This is a genomic window from Rhizobium sp. 01T417, from assembly GCF_056398905.1.
In genome coordinates this window covers 43564-65675 of the sequence record NZ_JBFTQH010000028.1, presented here as the reverse complement: position 1 = coordinate 65675, position 22112 = coordinate 43564, and the positions used below count along the sequence as shown (strand labels likewise).

The 22112-nt window shown below is 60.6% G+C and carries 21 protein-coding genes and 1 pseudogene; 9 read left to right on the top strand and 13 right to left on the bottom strand.

Annotation, left to right across the window (positions count from 1 at the left end):
- Window positions 1-5 precede the first annotated feature (5 nt).
- A complete protein-coding gene (locus AC1DPR_RS23275; RefSeq protein WP_018858973.1) occupies window positions 6-614 on the bottom strand; it encodes a CbiQ family ECF transporter T component in 609 nt (202 codons plus the stop codon).
- Window positions 611-1288 (bottom strand): energy-coupling factor ABC transporter ATP-binding protein, encoded by a 678-nt coding sequence (locus tag AC1DPR_RS23270; protein WP_018858974.1) that lies wholly within the window; start codon window positions 1286-1288, stop codon window positions 611-613. The genes AC1DPR_RS23275 and AC1DPR_RS23270 overlap by 4 nt, the downstream gene beginning before the upstream one ends.
- Before the next feature lie 148 nt (window positions 1289-1436).
- Between AC1DPR_RS23270 and AC1DPR_RS23265 the strand changes: the two genes are divergently transcribed.
- The 3 genes and pseudogenes from AC1DPR_RS23265 to AC1DPR_RS23255 form a co-directional block, all read left to right on the top strand.
- The gene (locus AC1DPR_RS23265; RefSeq protein ID WP_018858975.1) at window positions 1437-2627 is read left to right on the top strand and encodes a winged helix-turn-helix domain-containing protein; all 1191 of its coding nucleotides are present in this window, start codon (window positions 1437-1439) and stop codon (window positions 2625-2627) included.
- A gap of 123 nt (window positions 2628-2750) precedes the next feature.
- Entirely contained in the window at window positions 2751-3095 is a 345-nt protein-coding gene (locus AC1DPR_RS23260) for a KTSC domain-containing protein (RefSeq protein WP_018858976.1), read from the top strand.
- 13 nt (window positions 3096-3108) lie between these two features.
- Window positions 3109-3380: pseudogene (locus tag AC1DPR_RS23255) on the top strand (DNA glycosylase AlkZ-like family protein); the annotation flags it as partial.
- On the opposite strand, the gene ribB reads toward AC1DPR_RS23255, so the two are convergent.
- The 3 genes from ribB to AC1DPR_RS23240 form a co-directional block, all read right to left on the bottom strand.
- Entirely contained in the window at window positions 3377-4480 is a 1104-nt protein-coding gene (ribB, locus tag AC1DPR_RS23250) for a 3,4-dihydroxy-2-butanone-4-phosphate synthase (RefSeq protein ID WP_018858978.1), read from the bottom strand. The pseudogene AC1DPR_RS23255 and the gene ribB overlap by 4 nt on opposite strands.
- An 11-nt stretch (window positions 4481-4491) precedes the next feature.
- Window positions 4492-5589 (bottom strand): chorismate synthase, encoded by a 1098-nt coding sequence (gene aroC / locus AC1DPR_RS23245; RefSeq protein WP_113471804.1) that lies wholly within the window; start codon window positions 5587-5589, stop codon window positions 4492-4494.
- A 161-nt stretch (window positions 5590-5750) separates the two neighbouring features.
- Window positions 5751-8918, bottom strand: a complete 3168-nt coding sequence (locus AC1DPR_RS23240) for an EAL domain-containing protein (protein ID WP_113471803.1) — start codon at window positions 8916-8918, stop codon at window positions 5751-5753.
- A 246-nt stretch (window positions 8919-9164) separates the two neighbouring features.
- Between AC1DPR_RS23240 and AC1DPR_RS23235 the strand changes: the two genes are divergently transcribed.
- On the top strand, window positions 9165-9425 hold the full coding sequence (locus tag AC1DPR_RS23235; protein WP_018858981.1) for a DUF1344 domain-containing protein: 261 nt from the start codon (window positions 9165-9167) through the stop codon (window positions 9423-9425).
- 6 nt (window positions 9426-9431) lie between these two features.
- On the opposite strand, the gene AC1DPR_RS23230 is transcribed toward AC1DPR_RS23235, so the two are convergent.
- From AC1DPR_RS23230 to AC1DPR_RS23215, 4 genes are all read right to left on the bottom strand, one after another.
- Window positions 9432-10022 carry a histidine phosphatase family protein gene (locus tag AC1DPR_RS23230; protein ID WP_018858982.1) on the bottom strand — a complete coding sequence of 197 codons (591 nt, stop codon included), beginning with the start codon at window positions 10020-10022 and terminating at the stop codon, window positions 9432-9434.
- 84 nt (window positions 10023-10106) lie between these two features.
- Window positions 10107-10925, bottom strand: coding sequence for an enoyl-ACP reductase FabI (gene fabI / locus AC1DPR_RS23225; protein ID WP_025661091.1), 819 nt, complete (start codon window positions 10923-10925; stop codon window positions 10107-10109).
- A gap of 123 nt (window positions 10926-11048) precedes the next feature.
- The gene (locus AC1DPR_RS23220) at window positions 11049-12218 is read right to left on the bottom strand and encodes a J domain-containing protein (protein WP_113471802.1); all 1170 of its coding nucleotides are present in this window, start codon (window positions 12216-12218) and stop codon (window positions 11049-11051) included.
- 251 nt (window positions 12219-12469) lie between these two features.
- A complete protein-coding gene (locus AC1DPR_RS23215; RefSeq protein WP_018858985.1) occupies window positions 12470-12928 on the bottom strand; it encodes an RT0821/Lpp0805 family surface protein in 459 nt (152 codons plus the stop codon).
- 66 nt (window positions 12929-12994) lie between these two features.
- On the opposite strand from AC1DPR_RS23215, the gene pdxH reads away from it, so the two are divergent.
- The gene (gene pdxH / locus AC1DPR_RS23210) at window positions 12995-13615 is read left to right on the top strand and encodes a pyridoxamine 5'-phosphate oxidase (protein WP_113471801.1); all 621 of its coding nucleotides are present in this window, start codon (window positions 12995-12997) and stop codon (window positions 13613-13615) included.
- Window positions 13616-13620: 5 nt separating this feature from the next.
- On the opposite strand, the gene AC1DPR_RS23205 is transcribed toward pdxH, so the two are convergent.
- The gene (locus tag AC1DPR_RS23205; RefSeq protein ID WP_112642984.1) at window positions 13621-14673 is read right to left on the bottom strand and encodes a polysaccharide deacetylase family protein; all 1053 of its coding nucleotides are present in this window, start codon (window positions 14671-14673) and stop codon (window positions 13621-13623) included.
- Between the two features lie 226 nt (window positions 14674-14899).
- Between AC1DPR_RS23205 and AC1DPR_RS23200 the strand changes: the two genes are divergently transcribed.
- Both AC1DPR_RS23200 and AC1DPR_RS23195 read left to right on the top strand, forming a co-directional pair.
- Window positions 14900-16177: a D-alanyl-D-alanine carboxypeptidase family protein gene (locus tag AC1DPR_RS23200; RefSeq protein ID WP_113471800.1), complete on the top strand. Its 1278-nt coding sequence runs from the start codon at window positions 14900-14902 to the stop codon at window positions 16175-16177.
- Window positions 16178-16235: 58 nt separating this feature from the next.
- On the top strand, window positions 16236-16544 hold the full coding sequence (locus AC1DPR_RS23195; RefSeq protein WP_018858989.1) for a nucleoside triphosphate pyrophosphohydrolase family protein: 309 nt from the start codon (window positions 16236-16238) through the stop codon (window positions 16542-16544).
- On the opposite strand, the gene AC1DPR_RS23190 is transcribed toward AC1DPR_RS23195, so the two are convergent.
- From AC1DPR_RS23190 to AC1DPR_RS23180, 3 genes are all read right to left on the bottom strand, one after another.
- A complete protein-coding gene (locus AC1DPR_RS23190; RefSeq protein ID WP_018858990.1) occupies window positions 16541-17038 on the bottom strand; it encodes a GNAT family N-acetyltransferase in 498 nt (165 codons plus the stop codon). The genes AC1DPR_RS23195 and AC1DPR_RS23190 overlap by 4 nt on opposite strands.
- A gap of 19 nt (window positions 17039-17057) precedes the next feature.
- Window positions 17058-18473, bottom strand: a complete 1416-nt coding sequence (tldD, locus tag AC1DPR_RS23185) for a metalloprotease TldD (protein ID WP_113471799.1) — start codon at window positions 18471-18473, stop codon at window positions 17058-17060.
- Between the two features lie 84 nt (window positions 18474-18557).
- Window positions 18558-19145, bottom strand: a complete 588-nt coding sequence (locus AC1DPR_RS23180) for an invasion associated locus B family protein (protein WP_007793136.1) — start codon at window positions 19143-19145, stop codon at window positions 18558-18560.
- A gap of 337 nt (window positions 19146-19482) precedes the next feature.
- Between AC1DPR_RS23180 and coxB the strand changes: the two genes are divergently transcribed.
- Window positions 19483-20376 carry a cytochrome c oxidase subunit II gene (coxB, locus tag AC1DPR_RS23175; protein WP_025661096.1) on the top strand — a complete coding sequence of 298 codons (894 nt, stop codon included), beginning with the start codon at window positions 19483-19485 and terminating at the stop codon, window positions 20374-20376.
- 18 nt (window positions 20377-20394) lie between these two features.
- A complete protein-coding gene (gene ctaD, locus AC1DPR_RS23170; RefSeq protein WP_018858993.1) occupies window positions 20395-22092 on the top strand; it encodes a cytochrome c oxidase subunit I in 1698 nt (565 codons plus the stop codon).
- Window positions 22093-22112 lie beyond the last annotated feature (20 nt).

Below are 22112 nucleotides of genomic sequence, written 5' to 3'. Positions count from 1 at the left end.
AGTTCTCAATTGACATGCCGCCGAACGCCGCGCGCGTCAATTGCCGCAGCAATGTTATCCGCATCCCTCAGGGTCAGAATGATCAATGGCACGAGCACGGTTGTCGGCCGCACCTTGATACCGCGCGCCGCGTGCGCCTCGCGGATGGCACGATAACGATCGAGAATCTCGGGAACAAAGCGGACGACGAGCCCGACAGCCAGCCCGACATCGTCGGCCCGAAGAAGTCCGAGCCGCTCCAGTGGCCTGGACAGCAGGGTAATTTCGTCGATGAATTGCGCAATAGCAGTTGTTGCAGTCACGGCAGCGGCAAACAGCATCAATGCCGTGAGACGGAGCAGGGCGACGACGGCGATATGCCAGGGATTGAAGGCCAGGCTGAACAACGCCACGATGAGGATCGTCAGGAAGACCGGCTTCAGTCGCGCAAGCGCGGATCGCGCCGGAAGGCCGATGCTGAAGTAGATCCCGGCCGTCGCGAGCACTCCAAGGGCAAGCAACAGGAAGTTCGCCGTAAGGAAGAGCATGACGCCGAGGGCCGCAAGAACAAGCAGCTTGGCACGGGCCGAAACCCGATGCATGGCGCTGTTGCCTTCGACGAAAAGCGACTTCATCGGCTTGCGATCTCCCTGTAGCGGCGGATCGCCTCTCCGGCCGGCGCGTCGGCGACGAGAATGCCCTCATGGAAAACCAGTACGCGCTCGTAATCCGCGACCAATTCCAGATCGTGGCTGATGACGATCGCGCTCTCCGGAAGGCTTTCCACCAGCCTTTGCACGAGGCTGCGGTTTTTGAGGTCCAGCTGATTGGTCGGCTCGTCCAGGATGAGAATATCGGGCCCGGTTGCGAGCACGGAGCAAAGGGCGGCAAGTTGCAGCTCTCCGCCCGAGAGCTCGTGCGCCCGGCGGTCGGCAAGACGGGCCGCGCTGAAACGCTGCAGGACCGCCTCCACCTTCGCCGTAATTTCCGCCGGCTTGTAGCCGCGGCACTTCAGACCGAAGGCGATGTCGTCGCGCACGACGGGCAGGATGATCTGGTTTTGCGGCGACTGGAAGATGAAACCGACATCGGTGAGAACGGCCTTGGCGTCGGCCGTGTCGCGACCGTTGACGATCACCCGCCCGATGCTCGGCTTGGTCAGGCCGTTGATGAGGCGCGCAAAGGTCGTCTTGCCCGAGCCGTTGAGGCCGATGATGCCGATGCGCTTTTCTGTGAGCTGCAGCGTCACGGGCGCCAGCGCTACGCGCGCACCATAGCTGACCCCTGCGCCTTCGAAACGGATATCCACCTGGTCCCTCGTGAATTGAGAGGCCGTTCTATAACGAATTTCGCGCTTTGAAAGCTCAAAATCTCGCAATGAATGCCGGCCGCTCCTACCTGATGATCGTCCTAACTTAACGGGTGGCTAGGAACATTTTCCGTTCTATGATGTGCACATGACGAATCTCATTTCGAATTCCGATGCCCGCCGCATATTCCTCGCCAAGCAAGGCCTGAGCGCGCCGCCGAACAAGGCGCTGACGAAGGCCGGCCTGCTGGAGCTCATCCACGAACTCGGCTTCGTGCAGGTGGACAGCATCCAGACGGTGGAGCGAGCCCATCACCAGATCCTGTTTTCCCGCAACCAGACTTACAAACGCGAGCATCTGACGGCGCTACTGGAGAAGGACGGCTCGCTCTTCGAGCACTGGACGCACGACGCCTCGATCCTGCCGAGCGCCTTCTTCCGATACTGGAAACACAAGTTCCGCCACGAGGAAGAGGTAATCGGCGAGCGCTGGCGAAAATGGCAGGGGGAGGGGTTCGAACACGCCTTCGACGAGACATTTGAGCGCGTCACTCGTGACGGCGCCATCATGGCGCGCGAGATCAAGGCGGACGGGCATGTTTCCGGCGGCTGGTGGAATTGGCATCCCAACAAGACGGCGCTGGAATATTTCTGGCGCACCGGCAAGTTCGCCATCGCCGGACGCTCGAACTTCCAGAAAATCTATGATCTCGTCGAACGCGTCATTCCGCCTGAGTTTCACGAGCCGGAAGTCACCTACGAGGAGTTTGTCGACTGGGCCTGCCGCAGCGCGCTGACCCGACTGGGCTTTGCCACGCATGGCGAAATCGCCGCCTTCTGGGATCTGTTGTCGCCCGATGAAGCGAAAGCCTGGGTCAACGCGCATCGCGACGAGTTGATCGAAGTCCTGATCGAGCCGGCGCTTGGCGGAAAGCCGCGCCCCTCCTGGGCCGTCCCCGACCTGCTTACGAGCATGCAGGACTATCCCGGCGCACCGCCGCGCGTGCGCGTGCTCAGCCCCTTCGATCCGATGATCCGCGACCGCAATCGCACCGAACGGCTCTTCGGTTTCTTCTATCGCATCGAGGTTTTCGTGCCCGAGCCGAAGCGGGAATACGGATACTATGTCTTCCCGCTGCTTGAAGGCGACAAGCTGATCGGCCGCATCGACATGAAGGCCGATCGCAAAGGCGGAAGCCTCGACGTCAAGCGTCTGTGGCTGGAACCGGGCGTACGCCCGTCGGCCGGGCGGATCGAAAAGCTTCTCGCCGAACTTGACCGACTGGCCAAATTCACTGGCGTTGAACAGGTCGTCCTAATGGATGGTTGGCAAGGCTGAGCGGCGCTCATCGATAGTCGATATTTTAGGAAATTGCGTCGTAATTACAAAGAATTAATGTTGATGCGCGCTTTGCCATGCTTGTCTTGAACTCTTTAAGAGCCGCCTGCGTAGGATGGCTGCATGAAAACACGAGCCATCAAATTCGCCGCATTGGCGGCACTGAACAGCCTTCGCCGTGAAGTGAGGGCCTTACTGCGCAAGCGGCGCGATGCGCGCGCCGCCACGATCGTCACACGGGCCGGACGGCAGGCGAAGATGGAGCCGTTGGCAGTGAAGTCAACGCTGATCGATGCGGTCTATTTCAGCCAGGAGGATGGCCGGCTTCGCGTCTGTCTGAGCAACGGCGAAGAGCGGCAGTTCGAGGGCGTGGCGGAAGCCGAGGTCATCGCGATGGTCACCGCCCAATCGCCGGGAAAGTACTATATCGAGAACGTCAGCGGTCGCTTCAAGCGCATCGCCGCCTGAGCGTGAAGCAGGCGGCCGCCTCTATCGCATCGAGGTTTTCGTGCCGAGCCGAAGCGGGCATGCGGCTACTATGTCTTCCCGCTGCTTGAAGGCGACAAGCTGATCGGCCGCATCGACATGAAAGCAGATGGCAGAGGCGGGAGCCTCGACGTCAAGCGCCTATGGCTGGAGCCGGGCGTGCGCCCCTCGACCGGTCGCCTGGACCGGCTCGACGCCGAGCTGCAACGCATCGCGCGGTTCTCCGGCGTCGAGAAGGTCGCCTATCTCGACGGATGGCGGGCTTAGTAGATCTCTGTCTTCGAAATCTTGATGCCGAAGCCTTCGAGACCGACATAGTGCCGCTCGCGGCTCGTCAGGAGCCGGATTGACGATACGCCGAGGTCCTTGAGGATCTGTGCGCCGAGACCGATTTCCAGCCACTCGCTGTCGCGCACCTGTGCCTCGACGTGTGCCTCGCGTCCCTGGCTGCGTGCCTTGCGACCACTGTCCGAATGACCGACGCCGACGGAGCCTTCCCGCAGGTAGACGATGATCCCGCGACCTTCCTCGGCAATCTTCTTCATGTAGTGGTCGACGGGACGGCGCTTGCCGAAAAGGTCCTCGGCGACATTCTCAGGGTGCAGGCGCACCGGAATGTCGATGCCGTCGCGGATGTCGCCGAAAACGACGGCGAGGTGCTGCATCGTATCCCAAGGCAGCGAATAGGTATGCGCCTTGGCCTTGCCGAAGGGTGTTTCGATGTCGAAGCTCTGGCCGAGTTCGATCAGCGTTTCCTTGCGCTGGCGGTAAGCGATCAGGTCGGCAACGGACACCAGCTTCAGGCTATGCGTTTCAGCGAATTCGACGACCTGCTGCCCGCGCGTGACGGTCCCGTCATCGTTAACGAGTTCGCAGATCACGCCGATCGGCGGAAGGCCGGCGAGCTTGCAGAGATCGACAGCAGCTTCCGTGTGGCCCGAGCGCATAAGCACTCCGCCTTCCCGCGCAACGAGCGGGAAGATGTGACCCGGGCGCACGAAGTCGGCGGCGCCGACATTGGGATTGGCGAGGTTGCGAACGGTCAGCGTCCGGTCGTCGGCGGAAATGCCGGTCGTCGTGCCGTGCTTGAAATCGACAGAAACGGTGAACGCCGTCGTGTGCGCCGAGTCGTTTTCGGCAACCATCGCATTCAGGTTGAGCCGGCGGGCCTCCTCCTTCGGCATCGGTGTGCAGACGATGCCGGAGGTGTGACGGACGATGAACGCCATCTTCTCCGCGGTACAGTGAACGGCCGCGACGATCAGGTCGCCTTCGTTCTCGCGGTCGTTGTCATCCATCACCACGACGATTTCGCCGGCCTCGAAGGCCCGGATCGCATCGACGACGCGCTTCTGATCGTAAGGCATGTCTGTATTTCCTATTTCAGTCGGCCGGTCTGGCCGCGGTCACGGAGGTAATGGTCGGCGATGGCGCAGGCGACCATCGCCTCGCCGATCGGCACGGCGCGGATGCCGACGCACGGATCATGCCGTCCCTTGGTGCGGATATTAACATTGTTGCCGTCGGCATCGATCGACTGGCGCTCGGTCAGGATCGACGAGGTTGGCTTGATGGCGAAGCGCGCGATAACCGGCTGGCCAGTCGAAATGCCGCCGAGGATGCCGCCCGCCTTGTTCGACAGGAACAAGGGCTTGCCGTCATTGCCCATGCGCATCTCGTCGGCGTTTTCCTCGCCGGTAATCTCGGCGGCTTCGAAGCCGTTGCCAATCTCGACACCCTTGACGGCATTGATCGACATCAGCAGCGAGGCGATGTCCTGGTCAAGCTTGCCATAGATGGGGGCGCCGAGGCCCGCCGGCACGCCTTCGGCCACGACTTCGACGACGGCGCCGATCGAGGAGCCGTTCTTGCGGATACCGTCGAGATATTCTTCCCAGACGGGAACGATCGCGGCATCAGGTGCAAAGAACGGATTCTGGTCGACCTGGTCCCAATCCCAGTTCTGGCGGTTGATCTTGTGCTTGCCGATCTGCACCAAGGCGCCGCGCACCTTGACGTCAGGCACAACAAGACGGGCAATGCCGCCAGCCGCCACGCGCGCCGCCGTTTCGCGGGCCGAGGAACGGCCGCCGCCGCGATAGTCGCGGATGCCGTATTTCACATCGTAGGTGTAGTCGGCATGGCCGGGCCGATATTGCCGTGAGATCTCACCGTAATCCTTGGAGCGCTGGTCGGTGTTCTCGATCATCATCGAGATCGGCGTACCGGTCGAAATCATCGTCTCGCCGTCGGCGTCCAGCATGACCCCGGACAGAATCTTGACCAGATCGGCCTCGCGACGCTGCGTTACAAAGCGCGACTGGCCGGGCTTTCGCTTGTCGAGCCAGACCTGAATATCCTCGAGCTTGAAGCGCAGACCGGGGGGGCAGCCGTCAACGACGCAGCCGAGCGCCGGGCCGTGGCTTTCGCCCCAGGTGGTTACGCGGAAGAGATGACCGAATGTATTGTGCGACATGTGTCCCGACCGGATCACGCCAACCGATCGTCACCGGCGGCGTCCTTCATCTGAAAATGCGCGACACTCATAGGCCAAAAAAACGCGGCCGCAAAAGCCTTTCTTTGCTCCAAATCTCCAACGAAAGGAAATGGTGTTTCCGCGGATTGTGAACGATGGCCTCAGGAGGCGATGCGCCAGGAGCTTTCGATCGCCATCTCCGTGAAATCCTCGAAGGACAGCGGGCGGGAGAAGGCATAGCCCTGCAGGAGGTCACAGCCGAGTTCGTCAAGGAGGGTGGCATGTGCTGCCGTTTCGACGCCCTCGGCCACCGTTTCGACGCCGAGCGAGCGGGCGATGTCGATGATCGAGCTGACCAGCGCGCGCTCCTGCGGCGAATTCATGATCGGCTGAACCAGCTGCCGGTCGATCTTCAGCCGCTTCGGCTTCAGCTTGAGGAGGCTGACAATCGACGTGTGACCCGTTCCGAAATCGTCGATTTCGATGTCGACCCCGAGCGTCTTGATCCGCTCGAGGTTATGCGCGGCTACATCCTCGCTTTCGTCGAGGAAGATCGACTCGACCAGTTCAAAGGAGAGTTCGCCGGGGCGGATCTGCAGGCCACTCAGCGATTCTGCGAGCATTTCGTCATGCAGCCGTCGCGCTGAAACGTTGACCGAAATCTTCGGAATGGTCACACCCCGTGCCGCCCAACGCATCTTGTCCTTCAGCGCGGTGTCGAGCACGATGCGGTCGAGCGTCTGGACGACGTTGATCTCGTCGGCGACCTTCAGGAACTTGTCCGGCGTCAACAATCCCCGGGAAGGATGCTGCCAGCGAACCAGGGCTTCGACGCCGGTGAGTTGCATCGTGCGCGCCGAGAACTGCGGCTGATACCAGGCGATAAACTCGCCGTTCTCGATGCCGGCAAGGATCTCGTCGGCCAGGCGCTTGTTGTTGATGATGTCGGCCTGGAGATTGTGATTGAAGAACTCGTAGCGGTTCCGGCCCTGGCTCTTGGCGCGGTAAAGGGCGATGTCGGCATTGATCAGCACCTTGCGTGCATCGACGTGCACGCCATTGGCGAGCGCGATGCCGATGGAGACGCCGCAGCGGCAGGCAAAGCCCTCGAAGTCGATCGGCTGGCGCATCTGCTCGATGATCCGGCCTGCAAGGGCAGACATATCCGTATCGCTGGCGTTGTGCGCCAGGATCACGAACTCATCGCCGCCGATGCGCGCCACGAGGTCGTCTTGGCGTAGGTTCCTCGACAGTACCCGCGATGCATGGATCAGCATTGCGTCGCCTGCGGCATGGCCAAGCGTGTCGTTGATCTCCTTGAACCTGTCGAGGTCGATGTGGAGGATGGCGAATTTCTGCCGCTCGCTCCGCCCGTCGAGGGTCAGCCTTTCAAGCGCGATATCAAGCTTGCGGCGGTTGGCAAGCGCCGTCAGCGGGTCGTGCAGCGAATTGTGCTCGATGCGGTTCTTGGCGATCTCGAGTTCGATGTTCTTGGCGATCGCCTCGTCCTTGGCGGCCTTGAGCTGCACCGTCATCAGCGCATCCTCGGTGATGTCGAAGGCAACGCCGATAATCTTCAGTTTGCCGCCTGAGGTCTTATGCACCTTGCCAGTGGAGCGGACGTAACGCATCGCGCCGTCCTCGACGGGAACCCGACAGATCAGCGTATGAGTGTCACCAAGGTGCTTGAAATGACGCGCGCTTTCGCGAGCCAGTGCCTGGTCCTCCGGCAGAATGCAAGAAAGCCAGACCGGTTCGGTCATGAAGCCGACCCTTGGCTTCAGGCCATAGAGCTCGTGCATCCGGTCGTCCCAGATCGAGCCTTCATCACCGAGCGTCGCCTCCCATATCCCGCACTGATAGGTGTCGAGGGCCAGGTCCAGCTTACCTGAGAGTTCGGCGAGTTCAGCCTCGCGCCGCGACAGTTCGTCCAGCGCCATCTCCAGTTCGGCATTCTTGACGTCGCTGACATCCTTTGCCTTACGCAGGGTTTCGGCCGCTTCCGCGTCGGTGGTGACGTCCCAGACGATCCCGACCGTTTTGTCGTCGCCGGCCGCGTCCGTATAGAAGGAGCCGATCGACCGCAGGTGTCGGACGCTGCCGTCCTCGGCGATGACGCGGTATTGTGTCTCGTAGGCTGAACCGGCGACGTGGTAGTTGAAGAAATGGACCTCCGCAAGGTGCCGGTCTTCGGCAACGATCGCGGCAAGCCAGTCTTCCAGCGAGTGACTGCCATCTGCTGCCGGCTTCCCGTGGAGCGCTGCGGCCCGGGCATCCCAGAAGAGCGTTTCGCCGTGGTCATGCAGCTCCCATATGCCGATGTTCGACGACTCCAATGCCAGATTGAGGCGCTGCGACAGCTTGAGCAGCGTAGCTTCGCGCACCTTGAGTTGGACGATGTTGCGGTTTCGCTCGCCGAGCAGCAAGGTCGCGAAGAAGACTGGGACGATGGTGATGCAGCCTGCGGCAGCGATAATCAGCCGAAGCGTCGACTGGTTTTCCGGAATCGCGTTCCAACCGGTCTTCGGAGCCGCGGCAATTTCCCAGCGCCCGCCGGCAAAGGCGATCTTTCGCGTCATCGGCCGCTTGTCACGCAAATCCGGTGAGCCGAAAAAGGGTAGGGCCGAGTCCGCAAGAGCGAGGTCGCGAACCGCAATCGAGAGATGGTCGAGGTGCGGATATTTCTCCTGATTCTCACTGTTGTGCGCGGGCTTCAATCCGGTGTTCTGATAGAACATGTTCGCGTCGATCATAACCTCGACTGCGCCCCAGATACGGCGTTTCCCATTTTCCTTCACGAAGACGGGAAAGAAGATTCCGAAAGCTTCCTTGCCGTCGCTGGCGGCGATCGGTCCATAGAAACGCGCCTGCTCGGCGCTGGCGCGCGTCACCGCTTGACGGGCGAGGAGGACCTCGCGGACATCCTTGCCGATGCGACCTTTACCCGCTTGCGAGGGAAAGACATTGGCGACGATAAAGTTCGGCGCGATGGCGATATCCAGGAAGTGGGGATTCTGGATGAGCAGCCAGTTGATCTGCCGCTCCATCTCCTCGGCATTTACGCTGGAATTGACCGCAACCATGTTGGCCAAGTCGCGTACGACGGTAATGTCCATGTTGGTCTGCGCGCTGATGCGCGCACGAATCAGACTCACCTCGTTTTCCGTCCGGATCGTCAGTTCGCGCAGATGAGCGGCAGTATTGGCGCGGTCGAGCCCAAAGCCGACGATGACGACGACAATAGCAACGAGGCCGGAGACTAGGAGGGCAAGGCGTGTATTCCTGAAGACGCGCCGCAACGTGTTGCTGTCTTTGTGGCGGAATAGCAAAACCCAGTCTCCCATGTTCGAGGGAGACTTTAGATAGGGGCGGTTAATTTACGATTTCCCGGAAATCCTCTTTGCCAGAAAGGCGGACATACGGGGAAAATAATTAACGAATGCATGCGGTTATTGTTAAACTACTATTCATTAATTGGACGCGGAAGATCATTCTTCCGGGCAAATTTCGCCATATTCGGGGGGTTATCTGTGCGCAGTTGGGTTATCGAGTCGCGTTTTCGAGGGAAGTCCGCCATGCGCTTCGTAGTAGCTACGCTTTTGGCCACAGCGAGTTTCTTGTCGCCGATCGGCGGATTTGCTGAAAGCGCGGACGTCGAGGCGACGATCAAGAAGGTCGATATGACCAATCTCAGCCTCACTCTGGATGACGGAAAAACCTACCAAGCGCCGGAAGAGTTCAATTTCGAGGGGCTGAAGGCGGGCGTCAAGGTTATCGTCTTCTATACCGAGGTCGACGGCAAGCGCGTCATCAACGATCTCGATGTCGTTCAGTAATCGGAACTAGATCCAGCCGATCGACCCGTTGTCCCGATCAATCTTAAGGATCCGGTCCTGCGGAATCTCGCCCTCTGCCGCTTCGTCCTTCGGTAAGGCCGCAATGGTCCTGAAAAGACTGCGTATGACGCCGCCATGAGTTACGCAAACCGTAGGCTTGTCGACGGAATTCAACCAGGACGCCACGCGCCAGGACATGATTTCGTAGCTCTCCGCGTCGTCTCCTGGCGGAATGAAATCCCATTTGTTGAGATTACGCTCGGTGATGCGGTCCCGGGCCGTTGCCTTCAATTCCTTGATCGTGAAACCTTCCCAAGCGCCGAAGGAAACCTCCACTAGGCGCTCGTCGGTTCGATAATCTTTCGACGGAAGACCCATCGCCTCGCGCATGATCTCCATCGTGGCGCGGGTTCGCGCGAGCGGGCTCGCGACGAAGTCAAAGGGGATTGCCTCGACTTTCAGGATTTCTGCGAGGTCGATACCATTCTGCCACGCCTGCGCTCTGCCGATGGCATTGAGCGGGATGTCCTTCTGCCCTTGCAGGCGGCGTTCGGCGTTCCAGTCTGTCTGGCCGTGTCTGACGACGTAGATAAGCAATGATCGGCTCCGTTTACGGCACGCAACCCCTCAATCGCTGTCGCGAAGAAGGGGTCGCGAGCATGACGCAGCAAAGGAGTGCGATCAGTCCTTTATGACGGAAATGTCCGGTGCGTCTACCGCCTTCATGCCGACGACGTGATAGCCGCTGTCGGCATGGTGGACTTCGCCGGTGACCGAGCGAGAAAGATCCGAAAGCAGATATAGGCCGACATCGCCGACCTCTTCGATCGTCACCGTCCGACGCAGCGGCGCATTGTATTCGTTCCACTTCAGAATGTAGCGGAAGTCGCCGATGCCGGAAGCTGCAAGCGTCTTGATCGGGCCGGCGGAGACGGCGTTGACGCGAATGTTCTTCGGTCCGAGGTCGACCGCCAGGTACTTCACGCTGGCTTCCAGCGCCGCCTTGGCAACGCCCATTACGTTGTAGTTCGGCATGACCTTCTCGGCGCCGTAATAGGTCAGAGTCAGCATGGAGCCGCCATCCGTCATCAGCCTCTCGGCGCGACGCGCCACCGAGGTGAAGGAATAGACGGAGATCTGCATGGTCTTGGCGAAGTTGTCGGCCGAGGTATCGACATAGCGGCCGGTCAACTCGTCCTTGTCCGAAAAGCCGATCGCGTGAACGATGAAGTCGATCTTGCCCCACAGCTTTTCGACGTGGTCGAAGACGGCATCGATGGTCGACTCGTCGCTGACATCGCAATGTCCGGCAAGAACGCCGTTTACCTCTGCAACCAGGGGCTCGACGCGCTTCTTCAGTGCATCACCCTGGTAGGTAAATGCGATTTCGCCGCCCTGTGCATGAATAGCCTTGGCAATACCCCACGCAATCGAGCGATTGTTGGCAACGCCCATGATGACGCCGCGCTTGCCTGACATGAGGCCTGTTGCCTGAGCCATATTTTGCCCCCTAAGAAATTCTGATAGGTCCTGCCTATGGCATAGGCTGCTAATCGGTTCAAGATTAGTAGCAATCATCAACTGTTAGGGATCGTAACAAAGGGTGCGCTTGTCACCTAAATTTCACAGAAACAGCCCGTTCTTCATGCTTCGCATCAGATCGGTGACTTTGTCGTCAGGTTTTTCCCACAACATAATGCGCAGTTCGACGACGAGATCTCCCTTGCCGCCATCTGCGTTCGCAAGTCCCTGACCGGAAATTCGGATCGTCTTGTCGGAGCCAGACCAGGCGGGAACCGTGACGTTGATCGGCCCGCGAGGGCCCTCGATGCGCGCATCGGTTCCGAGCACGGCATTTTCGATCGTCACCGGCAGCACGGTGTGCAGGTCGAAGCCACTGACGGTAAACCGCTCATCGGGCGCAATGTGGATATTGATGACCGCATCGCCCCGCTGCATGCCGGTCAGCTTGTGGCCTTGGCCCTTGAGACGTACCTGGTGGCCTTCCGCCGTACCGGCGGCCAGCGCAAATCCGGCCTCCCGGCCTTCGCCGAGATCGACCGTCAGCCAGCTGCCCTTGATGAGATCGTCGATGCTCACGGTCTTCGTTGCGAACTGGTCGGGCACCTTTTCAGGTGCCTGCTGCGTCCCGCTGCCGGTGAAGCGACGCACCAGGGAAGTCAGCAAGCTGAGTGGCTGCATGATCGCAGAGGCCTGAGCGGCCGCGTCCTCGGCAGCCTGCTGCTCAGCCTCGGCCTTGCCGGCCTCCGGCTGTTTGTCTGCGATCGCGGCCTCCGGTTCCGGCCGCCTCGCGGCGCCAGCGCTAAAACCCTGGTCGCGACCACCACCGGCTGCGGCGCGTGCCTGCGTGCCGAAGATACGTTCGATCATTTCTTCTGCCGGTTCGGCAGCACCCGTCTTCTGCTGGTTGGCGGCATCGGCCGCGGTCTTCTGGGCGGCGGCGCGCGCGAGTTCTTCCATCACGCGCTCGGCATTGGCTTGCGCTGCCTTGGCACGCATGGCAGCTTCGCGAGCCGCCTGGCGCTGTTGCATGATCGTGTTCTCATTGGCTTTGGCTTCCGCCATGCGCGCGGCATTGTCGAAGAGGCTCCGCTTCTTCGGATCCTTCAACGTCTCATAGGCGCGGCCAATCTCGGCAAAGCGGGCGCTCGCCGTCGGATCACCCTGATTGTGGTCCGGGTGAACCGCCTTGGCCATGTGGCGCCAGGCTGCCTTGATCTCGTCCTGCCCCGCGTCCCGCTTGACGCCCAAAATCTTATAAGGATCGCGCATGTCCCCAAACCGCCGGTGTTCCGATGCGGTGTGCCTGTCCCTTGCCCTAGCACCCCGAAGCCTCTGACTTGGCGCTCGGCCTCATCCCCAGGGAAGCAGCCGTGCGCACGTCAGGCGGATTGTGAGTAGAAGTTGCTAATCAGTTCTTAGCCCGCGTGGCGGACAACTCGCTTTTGCGCCGAATGGTTAGCCTTTTGCTAAACATCATGAGAGGACGGAACCGCGCGCGTTAAGCACGCAACGCGCGGCACTCAGCTTTCCGGCTGGAAACTCATCAGTTGCCAGTTGCCGCCGCCGACCAGGCAGGTCTTGCCGTAAAATTTCGCGATGCCGACATAGGAGTGCCGCGTCGTGCGGAACTGGCGGCAAACCTGGCCGGAATCCGTGTTCTCGACGATCGTGTCGATGACGCCGGCGCTGCCGGTCGAGGCATTCGCCCAGGGGAGGGGGCGTCCCTCCAACCTTTGGATATCGGCCGAGGTCACGGCGTTGCCGACGGTCATTTCGTCGGAAATCGAGTCGCTCGTCGGCGCTGGCTGTGGCACGGTGCCAGTCGCAACCGACCGATCGACCTTCGAGCTGCTGAAGAGGTCCAATCCGCTGGAGACGCAGGCGGAGAGGGAGAGCACCGCCGTACCGACAACGCAGAGGTCCGCGCTGCGACGCAGCAGACCCTTTGTATGGCGATCTGACTTTGCTATGACTTCCACCCTGCGTCCTGTCCAGTAGCTAAAAGCTGGGCAAACTTCGAATAAACCCGGGGCATTTGAGCTAATATGTCGGCAAATGAGTTAACAAGCGGTGACTTCACCGAGCGAAACGAACCCTTCGATCTTTTCTCGGAGTGGCTGAAAGAGGCAGAAGCTTCCGAGATCAATGACCCGAATGCGGTAGCGCTTGCGACGGTCGACGAGGACGGCCTTCCCAACGTCCGCATGGTACTCCTTAAGGGATTCGATCACGACGGCTTTGTCTTCTACACGAATTTCGAGAGCCAGAAAGGCCAGGAAATTCTCGGACAGAAGAAGGCGGCCATGTGTTTCCACTGGAAAACGCTGCGCCGCCAGGTTCGGTTGCGCGGGCCTGTCGAAGCTGTGACGGACGAAGAAGCAGACGCTTACTTCAAGACGCGCGCCCGCGGCAGCCGGATTGGCGCCTGGGCGTCGAAGCAGTCGCGGCCGCTGGAGAGCCGGTTCGCGCTTGAGAAAGCTGTTGCCGAATACACCGCCCGCTACGCGATCGGCGAGATCCCGCGTCCTGCGCATTGGTCGGGCTTTCGGATCCGACCGGTGTCGATCGAGTTCTGGAAGGACCAGAAGTTCCGCCTGCATGATCGTATCGAGTTTCGCCGGGCTTCGCCGGAAGGCGATTGGACGAAGGTTCGCATGTATCCGTGAAGCGTTCAGCTCCTGTTTGGCGCAAACCGAAACGGAATACCGGAGGCAAGGCCGGACACGTACCGCACCTTTTGATAGAGACCGTTGATCGAAAGCCTCGGCAGATAGGTCATGTTGTTGAGCGAGCGCTTCGTGACGACACCCGCCTGTGTCGTCACCGCGAGGTCGAAACCGACTTCGCGCGCGATCTGTGCCTGTCTCTGGGTTACGGCCTCGCGCGTGCCATAAGGGTAGGCGAAGGAGCCCGGCCGGTGTCCGGTGATCGCTGCAACGTAGTCGCGGGACACCTCCATCTCGTCGCGAACCTCCTGATCGGAGAGGCGTGAGATCGCCCGGTGGCTGATTGTATGGGCGCCGAGTGAGGCGAGGGGGCTCGCCTCAAGCAGATTGAATTCCGCCGGTGTCATGACGAGATCGTCGACGATTTCGTCCGGATCGATCTCGTGCTTTCGCGCCATCAGGTCGATGGCCGCGACGGCGGCGCGTTCGTCATGTCGATGAAGATGGCTGGCGATGCGCGCGAAAGCGCGGCCCTTTGCTTCGGTCGTCGTGATGTCAAGCATCTCGTGGCCACTACCGAAATCGAAGCCGAGCCTCTCCTCTCTCCGCAGAAGCGCTGCCAGCGTCTCCCACCAGATCGTATGCGTGCGTTCGGCGAGGCCCTTGGCGACGAATACCGTGAAAGGCGCATCGTACTTTTCGAAGATGGGCAGGGCGTAGACGAGATTGTTGCGGTAGCCGTCATCGAGCGTGAAGGCGGCAAAGGGCTGGCTGGACCCGGTTTGCGAAAGCAGCGCTGGAATCTCGTGGAGCGCCACGAAACGATAGCCGTCGCTCTTCAGGCGATCGAGAACGAGATCGAGGAATACCGGCGTGATTTCCAGGTGCGCGTTCGGCGCGAAAGCGGTTTCCTCGCGTGGACGGACATGATGGAGCGTGCAGATGGCCCCAAGTCCGCGCGCGCCGCGCATCACGCCTGCTGCGCGCAGGAGGTTGGCCGTCTCAAGACCGCCTGCAATCGCAATCTGCTTTGCAAGCCCTTTGATACTCGCCGCCATCTCAACTGCTCGCTGGTTTCTGGAGCCGCGAAACTAGCAAGCCTGCGGTTAAGTGTTGCTGAATGAAGATTTTTGAGTGTCCTCTTTACGGGATTTTCACTATGAAAGGTAAAACTTGACAAAAATGGTACCGGTTGCCGCAAAGTCGCGCCATATCGGCGACTGCTGTAGTGGAACGGGACAAATCCGAATGGCGCCGGCTATTCGTTCATTGAGGGGAAATTTCATGAAGAAGCTGTTGGCCGCGATTATGACAGCGACGCTCGTCGTTGCGGCGCCGTTGACCGCGATGGCAGGCAGCGCCTCCCTGATCCTGGATGCCCGAACCGGCAAGGTGCTCAGTGCCGAGAACGCCGATGTGCTGAATCATCCCGCGTCGCTGACGAAGATGATGACCATTTATATGGCCTTCGAGGCGATCAAGCGCGGCAAGATCAGCTGGAACACTCCGCTTGTCATGTCGAGATACGCCGCCTCGCGGCCGCCGACAAAGCTCGGCGTTCGCGCGGGCGATTCCATCACCGTTCAAGAAGCAATCCTCGGCATGATCACCAAGTCGGCCAACGATGCTGCCGCAGCCATGGCCGAGAAGCTCGGCGGTTCCGAAGCCAACTTTGCAGCCATGATGACGCAGAAGGCGCGGCAGCTCGGCATGCGCCGTACGGCCTTCTACAATGCCTCCGGCCTTCCGGATGGTCGGCAGGTCACTACGGCGCGGGACATGTCCACGCTTGCCGTGGCGCTGATGCGGAATTTCCCGAGCGAATACCGCCTGTTCTCGACGGCGAGCTTCACGTTCCGTGGGCGCACGATCCGCGGCCACAACAATCTGATGTACCGCTACCAGGGCATGGACGGCATCAAGACGGGTTATACCAACGCGTCTGGCTTCAATCTGGTCAGCGCTGTCAAGGATGGCGACCGCCGGGTCGTCGGCGTCGTGCTCGGTGGCCGCACTGCCCGCAGCCGCGACGCCAAAATGGCCGGTCTGCTCGACAAGTATCTTGGCCGCTCGGCGGGCGGCAACCTCGTCGCGAGCACCAACTCGCGCCAGACAGTCGAAGTTGCTTCGGCTGCCGCTGATGCCGATCTGCCGATCCCGGGAACTGCGCCGCGCACCAATGATCTCGCGCCGAAGGCGCTCGGCTTTCAGAGCGATACGACTGTACCGTTGGAGCGCCCGTTCGCCGCCGCCGAACCCGCCAATGCCGGCAAGATCGCCGCCAAGTCCGCAGGCGCGCCGTCGGCATCCGGCGACTGGCAGATCCAGATCTCGGCTGCATCGAGCGACGATGCCGCCCGTGCCCTTCTGGCCCAGGCCAAGGCCGAAGGTGGTGCGGCACTGAAGGCCGCATCGCCTTATACCGAGGCTGTCGGCAATGGCGCGAACAAGGTCTATCGCGCTCGCTTTATCGGCTTTCAGAGCCGCGAGGCCGCTACATCTGCCTGCGACGCGCTGAAGCAGCGTTCCTACGACTGCATGCTGTTGCCCGATCACGGCTGATCCATCTCGACTTTCCGACAGAATCAGGGTTCTCCTTTGTAAACAAAAGGAGAACATGATGCTGAGTGATCTCGCCGAAAAGTTCGAGCGTGCGTCGCGGAACTACGCCGATGCCAACGGCATCGAGCGCGACGCCGACTGGTTTCTGCTGAAGCTTCAGGAGGAAATCGGCGAGCTTACCCAGGCTTGGAACCGTGTCAGCGGGAGAGGGCGCAAAAAGGGCAGGTCGGATGAGGAGCTACGGCTGGACCTTGCCGACGAGGCGGCGGATGTCCTCGGCCACATCCTTCTTTTCGCGCACAGGAACGATCTGGATCTCTCAGCGGCAATCAAGCGCAAATGGCTCTTCCGGCCAGAGCAGCGCTAGGCTGCAGTGATCCTGCGCCGATAGAATTTGCTGTCCACGGCCATCAGTGGGAACGATGGCGGAAGCTCACTTTTCGAAACTTCGGCGAATCCATTCTTCTCGTAGAACCGGTGGGCGGCGAGGAATTTGTCCGTGGTCCCAAGGAAGATGTCTTTGATCCCCTGAGCCTCCGCATGGTCAACCAACCCGGCAAGAAGACGGGCTGCGACTCCATGTTCGCGACCGCGCACATCGGCAGCAACAAACATCTTGCGCAGCGCCGTCTGGCTGTTGCCGATGTCCTTCAGCCCGATCGTGCCGACGATCTGGCCATTGCGCACCGCCACCCAGAACTGACCTTTTCCGGATTGATAGAAATCAGGAATGGCGGCGAGATCAGGCTGGTCGTCGGCTGTGATCGCGATGCCGAATTCCTCGCGCTGGATCGGCAGGATCACCGCGAAAACATCATCGATATCGGAGGCAACGAAAGGTCTGATTTCGATTTCGCTCATCGCCGCTGCTCGTTCTAGACTAGGCTTTCGTGCCGCCGACGGTGATCTGATCCATCCTGAGGTGCGGCTGGCCGACACCAACCGGAACCCATTGCCCAGCCTTGCCGCAATTGCCGATCCCGGTGTCGAGCTTCATGTCATTGCCGACCATTGAAACACGCTTCATGGCGTCCGGCCCGTTGCCGATCAGCATCGCGCCCTTGATCGGGGCGCCAATCTTGCCGTTGTCGATCAGGTAGGCCTCCGTGCAGCCGAACACGAACTTGCCCGATGTGATATCCACCTGGCCGCCGCCGAACGAAACCGCGTAAATGCCCCTCTTGACGGAGGAAATGATTTCCTCCGGCGTCTTGTCGCCACCCAGCATGTAGGTGTTGGTCATGCGGGGCATTGGAACGTGGGCATAGCCCTGCCGACGGCCGTTGCCCGTCGGTGTCATGCCCATCAGGCGGGCGTTCTGTCGGTCCTGCATGTACCCGACCAGCTTGCCGTTTTCGATCAGCACGTTGTAGCCGGACGGCGTGCCCTCGTCATCGATGGTGATCGAGCCGCGGCGGTTGTCGATCGTACCGTCGTCAACGACTGTGACGCCGGGCGCCGCAACCATCTGGCCGAGGAGACCGGCAAAGGCCGACGTCTTTTTCCGGTTGAAATCCCCTTCGAGACCGTGGCCTACCGCTTCGTGCAACATGACACCCGGCCAGCCGGAACCAAGCACGACGTCCATGGTGCCGGCGGGCGCCTCGATCGCCTCCAGGTTCACCAGCGCTTGCCGCAAGGCTTCGTCGGCGCCGTATTGCCAGTTGTCCTCGGCGATGAAATCGCCAAAACCGATGCGGCCGCCGCTGCCGTAGGAACCGCTCTCCTGGCGGTCGCCTTCGCCTGCAATGACCGAGATGTTGATACGCGTCATCGGCCGGATATCGCGAACGCGGTGACCATCGGCGCGCAGAATATCGACAACCTGCCAGCTGGCGGCGATCGATGCGGTCACCTGGCGCACCTTGGCGTCCTTGCCGCGCAGATAGGCGTCGATGTCCTGTAACACCTTGACCTTCTCTTCGAAGGTCGGCGTGCCGATCGGGTTCTCGTCGGAATAGAGCTTCTTGTTGGTCCGCTGGGGAGCCGCCGCATAGCTGCCCGCATGACCGCGGGTGACGGCGCCAACCGAATCGGCGGCGCGCTTCAGGGCCGCGACGGAGAGGTCGCCCGCATGCGCATAGCCGACCGCTTCGCCGGCAACTGCGCGCAGGCCGAAGCCTTGCTCGGTGTTGAAGCTGCCGCCCTTGAGGCGTCCGTTATCGAACATCAGCGATTCCGCCTGGGAATGTTCGATGTAGAGCTCCCCATCATCAGCGCCGGAAAGCGCCTCGGCAACAAGCGAGCGCATCTTCGCTTCGTCGGCATCGAAAAGCGTCAGGAGATCCGTATTCATATCTTTATGCTCCGCTGAAGCAGGAATGCTATCAGCCGATGTAGGTTCGGTGGACGGTTCGAGCAAGCCCCGAAGGCGAGACGATCAGGGGAGGGCGTCGTAGCCTTCAGCGAAACCCTTGAGGTCGACAGGAATGCCGATCCCCTCTTCCGGCGTCTGGAAGACGATGAAGGTGGCGCTCGCGCCGCTGCGGAAGGTCTTCAGCAGCTCGTCCTCGAGAACGACCTCAGCGTAGCAGCCATCGGCGAAGCAACGTACGAAATAGGCGCGGCCGATATCCTTGCCGTCGACGTTAAGGCCGAGGCCGTTCGGCAGCAGGACGCCGAGCGGGGCGAGGACGCGCAGGATTTTTGACTTGCGGTCGGCGGTCTTCAGCACCACGACGGAGAGACCGACCTCAGGCCGATCCTCGGCTATGACGTTCTGCATCAAGGCGCACTGCTCGGTCGAGGCGCCGGCCGGCTTGTCGCAGACGACCGACCATGCGCCGTGGTTCGACTTTACGGTGCCGGGTGCCTGCGGCTGCGTCTGGCCGGGCGTTGCCTGTGTGGCGGGAGCTTGGGGCGCGGGCTGTGCCGGCGCGGGCTGCTGCTGGGCGAAAGCGGGAGCAGTCGCTGCGGCCGCAATGCACGCTGTCAGCACGAACGGCCGTGCGAGGGAACGGAAACCCATGAAAACCTCTGCAATTCGAATCAGTGCCGCTAAATTGGGGCGCGCCACCAAAAATGAAAAGCCCCACCCGCTGAAAAGCCGGGGACTACGGCGGAAATGGGACGTTTATCCGAGAATGTTGGCGTAGTCGGGCGCTGCACAAGCTTTATTTCGTCGGTGATAGCGAAAAGATGGAATGTTTCTTTATGCTTGGATCAAGCTGTTTGAATGCGAAAATGCCGCACGAACAAACGCTTTGGGCGGTTGCGATCAATGACAAACTGTGGTTTGAAGCGCTGAGATGGCAAGGATTCTGTGCGCGATTTTGCACGGACCAGCGCTCGAGGGAGATATTAAGGTGATTAAGAAGGCTTCTGCAGCTCTGACCGCGCTGGTCTGTCTGCTTTTTGCTTCCGGCAGTTATGCCGACCAGCCGCAGCCGTGGCAGGCAACATTGCAGCCGGCAGCCACGCCGATCATGCGAGACATTCATTGGTTTGAGCAATATACCCTGTGGTTTATCGTTCCGATCACGCTTTTCGTGTTGGTCCTTCTTATTGTCGTCTGTCTGAAGTTCCGCTCCGGTGCCAATCCGGTGCCTTCCAAAACGAGCCACAATACGCTGATCGAAGTCGCATGGACCGTGGGACCGGTTCTCGTGCTTCTTTTCCTCGCGGTGCCTTCGTTTAACCTTTTGACCGCCCAGCTGACTTTGCCGGAAAATCCGGATGTCACCATCAAGGCGACGGCCACCCAGTGGCAGTGGAACTATGAATATGAAGGCTCGGGCGAAACCCCGGTCGCTTTCGACTCCTATCTTCTGAAGGATCAGGACCGCGCCGCTGCCGGCAAGGAAGACAAGTCGCGTTATCCGCGCCTCCTGGCCGTGGACAATGAGCTGGTCCTGCCTGTCAACAAGACCGTCCGTGTTCTCGTGACGGCTGCTCCCACCGACGTCATTCACGCTTTTGCAATGCCGTCTTTCGGCGTCAAGATCGACGCCGTACCGGGTCGCCTGAACGAAACCTGGTTCCGTGCCGAGCGGGAAGGCCTGTTCTACGGCCAGTGCTCCGAACTCTGCGGCAAGGACCATGCGTTCATGCCGATCGCTATCCACGTCGTTTCCGAGGACAAGTACAAGCAGTGGCTCGCCGGTGCTGCTACTGATCTGCCTGGGGCGTACAAGACACTCATGGCCGCAACCGATGGTCCCGCAAAGACCGTCGACGTTGCCGAAAACGTCGCACAGTAAGGGAAGAGGGAACGGGACATGGCTGGACCTTCCGCACACGATCATTCGCATGATCACGGTCATGGCGCACACGCCCATGACGACCATCACGATCACTCGCACAAGCCGAGCTTCATCAATCGCTGGTTCTTTTCGACGAACCACAAGGATATCGGCACGCTTTACCTGATCTTCGCGATCATGGCCGGCATCGTCGGCGGCGCGCTCTCCGTTGCCATGCGCATGGAGCTGCAGGAGCCGGGCATCCAGATCTTCCACGGTCTGGCATCGATGGTTTACGGCTATGAAGGCGACGCCGCCATCGACGGCGCCAAGCAGATGTTCAACATGTTCACCACAGCGCACGCGCTGATCATGATCTTCTTCATGGTCATGCCGGCGATGATCGGTGGCTTCGCCAACTGGATGGTGCCGATCATGATCGGTGCGCCTGACATGGCGTTCCCGCGTTTGAACAACATCTCCTTCTGGCTGATCGTTCCGGCCTTCCTTCTGCTGGTCATGTCGATGTTCGTCGAAGGTCCGGCGGGCGCTTACGGCGCAGGCGGCGGCTGGACGATGTATCCGCCGCTGTCGAGCTCCGGCACGCCGGGTCCGGCTGTCGACCTTGCGATCTTCGCGCTCCACATTGCCGGTGCGTCCTCGATCCTCGGTGCGATTAACTTCATCACCACGATCCTGAACATGCGCGCTCCGGGCATGACGCTTCACAAGATGCCGCTCTTTGCCTGGTCGGTTCTGATCACCGCCTTCCTGCTTCTGCTGTCGCTCCCGGTTCTTGCCGGCGCCATCACCATGATGCTGACCGACCGCAATTTCGGTACGTCCTTCTTCGTGCCGGAAGGCGGTGGCGACCCTATCCTCTACCAGCACCTGTTCTGGTTCTTCGGTCACCCCGAAGTATACATCCTGATCCTGCCCGGCTTCGGCATCGTCAGCCACATCATCTCGACCTTCTCGCGCAAGCCGATCTTCGGCTACCTCGGCATGGCCTACGCCATGGTCGCGATCGGTGCCGTCGGCTTCGTCGTCTGGGCGCACCACATGTATACGGTCGGCCTGTCGCTCGACGCGCAGCGCTACTTCGTGTTCGCAACGATGGTCATCGCCGTTCCGACGGGCGTGAAGATCTTCTCCTGGATCGCGACGATGTGGGGTGGCTCGATCAGCTTCCGCACGCCGATGGTCTGGGCGATCGGCTTCATCTTCCTGTTCACCGTCGGTGGCGTGACGGGCGTCCAGCTCGCCAATGCCGGTCTCGACCGCTCCCTGCATGACACCTATTACGTCGTGGCTCACTTCCACTACGTTCTGTCGCTTGGCGCCGTCTTCGCCATCTTCGCTGCTTGGTACTACTGGTTCCCGAAGATGACCGGCTACATGTACAACGAGTTCATTGGCACGCTGCACTTCTGGGTCATGTTCATCGGCGTCAACCTGGTGTTCTTCCCGCAGCACTTCCTTGGCCTCGCGGGCATGCCGCGCCGCTACATCGACTACCCGGATGCGTTTGCCGGCTGGAACTATGTTTCCTCGATCGGTTCCTACATCTCGGCCGTCGGCGTGCTGATCTTCCTCGTCGGTGTCTTCGAAGCCTTCGCCAGGAAGCGCGTTGCCGGTGACAATCCGTGGGGTGAAGGCGCAACGACGCTCGAATGGCAGCTGTCTTCGCCGCCGCCGTATCACCAGTGGGAACAGCTCCCGCGCATCAAGTAAGATGCGAGAAATCGCGACCG